This window comes from Protofrankia sp. CiP1_Cm_nod2 (assembly GCF_920664355.1).
Classification (GTDB): Bacteria; Actinomycetota; Actinomycetes; order Frankiales; family Frankiaceae; genus Protofrankia.
This window is the reverse complement of record NZ_CAKKTL010000151.1, coordinates 7,378-9,703: the sequence shown is the minus strand read 5'-3', so window position 1 is coordinate 9,703 and position 2,326 is coordinate 7,378. Positions and strand designations below refer to the sequence as shown.

Annotated in this window: 1 protein-coding gene and 2 pseudogenes; 1 reads left to right on the top strand and 2 read right to left on the bottom strand. The window is 70.9% G+C overall.

Features of this window, described 5'->3' with window-relative positions; all coding sequences use genetic code 11:
• Nucleotides 1-621: pseudogene (locus tag NBW84_RS16395) on the top strand (IS6 family transposase); the annotation flags it as partial.
• 87 nt (nucleotides 622-708) lie between these two features.
• Here the strand turns inward: NBW84_RS16395 and NBW84_RS24415 are convergent.
• Both NBW84_RS24415 and NBW84_RS24410 read right to left on the bottom strand, forming a co-directional pair.
• Nucleotides 709-1,092: pseudogene (locus NBW84_RS24415) on the bottom strand (transposase); the annotation flags it as partial.
• A partial coding sequence (locus NBW84_RS24410) for a transposase (protein ID WP_445548734.1) occupies nucleotides 1,080-2,326 on the bottom strand: 1,247 nt, incomplete at its 5' end. The gene NBW84_RS24410 and the pseudogene NBW84_RS24415, both read right to left, overlap by 13 nt.

Here is a 2,326-nt window from a genome sequence, read left to right as displayed (position 1 = left end):
TGGTACCTGCGCTACGCCCTGTCCTACCGCGACGTCGAGGAGTTCCTCGCCGAACGCGGTCTCGTCGTCGACCACGTCACGATCTACCGGTGAGTGCGCCGGTTCACCCCGCTGCTGATCGACGCGGCCCGGCCGTGCCGGCACACGCCGGGTGATCGTTGGTTTGTCGACGAGACGTAGGTGAAGGTCGCCGGTCGGTGGACCTACCTGTACCGGGCGATCGACCAGTTCGGCCAGGTCATCGACGTCCTCGCCAGTGAGCATCGGGACCTGGCCGCGGCCCGATGCTTCTTCACCCAGGCGCTGTCGCACGGCCGCCGGCCGTGCGAGGTGACCACCGACCGGGCCGCCGCCTACCCGCGGGTCCTTGACGAGCAGCTACCCGCCGCCCAGCACATCGACGACCGGTATGCGAACAACCCGATCGAAACCGATCATGGCAGGTTCAAGGCGCGGCTGCGGCCGATGCGCGGGCTGAAACGTTTCCGTTCCGTGCAGGTGATCGGCGCCGGGCAGGCGTTCGTGCAGAACATCCGCCGCGGCCACTATGAACTCGGAACGGACGCCGAACCCCGCCAGCGGCTGACGGCTGCCTTCACCGAGCTCGCGCTGGCCGTCTGAGCACCCGCCCGGCACAGGTCCACCATGCCTTGCCTCCGCCCAATGCAACAGAGCCATTTGTTTTCCCGGGCGGCCCTGCTGGTTTATTCAGGCTGCGAGGGTGAAGTCGAGTCGGGCGAGGTGGGTGGCGCGGGTGCGGTCGAGGGGCTTCCCGGTCCAGTAGGCATCGAGCCGGATCATGTTGATCGCGGTTGCGGCGATGTTGTGTTCGAGGGCGGTCTTCGGTAGGCCGATGTAGCGGGCGGTGCGGGTGCCGGCGACGTGGGTGGTCTGGCGCATGGTGCCCTCGATCCCGGCCCGGGCGGCGTAGCGGCGCTTCCACGTGTCGGTCGTCTGCTCGGCCCGCGCGGCGGCCAGGGCTTCGTGCAGGCCACGGTCCCGGATGGTGATCTGCCGGCGGGTGCCCTTCGTGCACAGTGCACGTTTCGGGCAGGGGCCGCGGTCCGCCTTCGCCCAGGTCACCACGATCGCGTCGGTGTCTCGCTGGCGGCACGGGGTCCACGATCTGCTGGCCCTGCCCTCGGGGCAGGTGCCGCGTCGCTGGTCGAAGTCGAAGGAGAAACTCGCCTTGTCATAGCCCTGTCCGGCCCTGGCCTGGGCGGACTGGTCGAGCAGGACCGGGGTGGCCAGCGTGATCCCGTAGGCCCGGGCGGAGCGGACGATCTGCTCGGCGCTGGGGTACCGGAGTCGAGCAGGTGCTCGGCGGGCAGCAGCCGGTTGCGCGCGAGCCCGGCGTGGATCTCCTCGAGCGCGGCGGCGGCGTCGGAGGTGGTCGCCACCGTGGTCAGCACCCCGGTGATCACGTTGGGGAGATCGCCGCGCCCGGTAGTCTTCGTCGCGGTCGTCGCGGTCGTCGCGGTCGTCGTAGCGGGGTCGGGTGGGTTGCAGGTCTCGGTGAAGTGGACCTTGTAGCCGTCCCAGCCGTGGTCGCGTTTGACGCTGTGGCGGGCGTCGAGGTCGTAGGGGGAGATCAGGCGGTCTCTGCCGGGCGGGAGACCGTCCCCGCCCTCGGACTCGCTCTCCCGCCGCCGTACCCCCTCCGTCCCGGTGTTCGTGGTGTACCGGTAGAACTGCTGGACCCAGATCCGGCGCAGCGCGTCGACGGCGGGGATCTCCCGCAGCCAGGCCGGGGCCCCGGGCGAGGAGATCACCTTCAGCAGGTGGTAGCCGTCGCGGCCGTAGTCGAGCATGAGGGCCTTGCGCCGGGTCTCGGACTCGGGCAGGTGCAGGTTGCCGACCCGCGCCCCGTAGCGCAGCTGCCAGGACGCGTCGATCACCCCGGTCAGCCACGCCGGGGCGGCGCTGGCCAGCGCCTCGAGCGTGGCGCGCAGGGTCTCCCCGGCCAGTTCGAGACGGCACAGGTGCCGGATCGCGCCGAGCATGTGGGTGGAGTCGGTGCGCGCCCGCCCGCCCGCCTTCACCAGGCCCCGGGCGGCGAGGCGTTCGAGCAGTGCGTCCAGCGCGAGGGTCGCGAGATCCCCCTCGACGAGCCGCGCGCGGAACTCGGACAGGACGCTGGGGTCGAACCCGGAGTCGTCGAGCTCGAGGCCGAGGGCGTACTTCCAGAACACCCGGTCGCGTACCGCGTCCGCGGCCTGCCGGTCCGTGAGGTTCTCGCTGAACTGCAGCACCGTGACCATCATCAGCTGGGCCGGGGGGATCGCTGGACGGCCCCGCACCTCGAACGCCGCGGTGAACCGTTCGT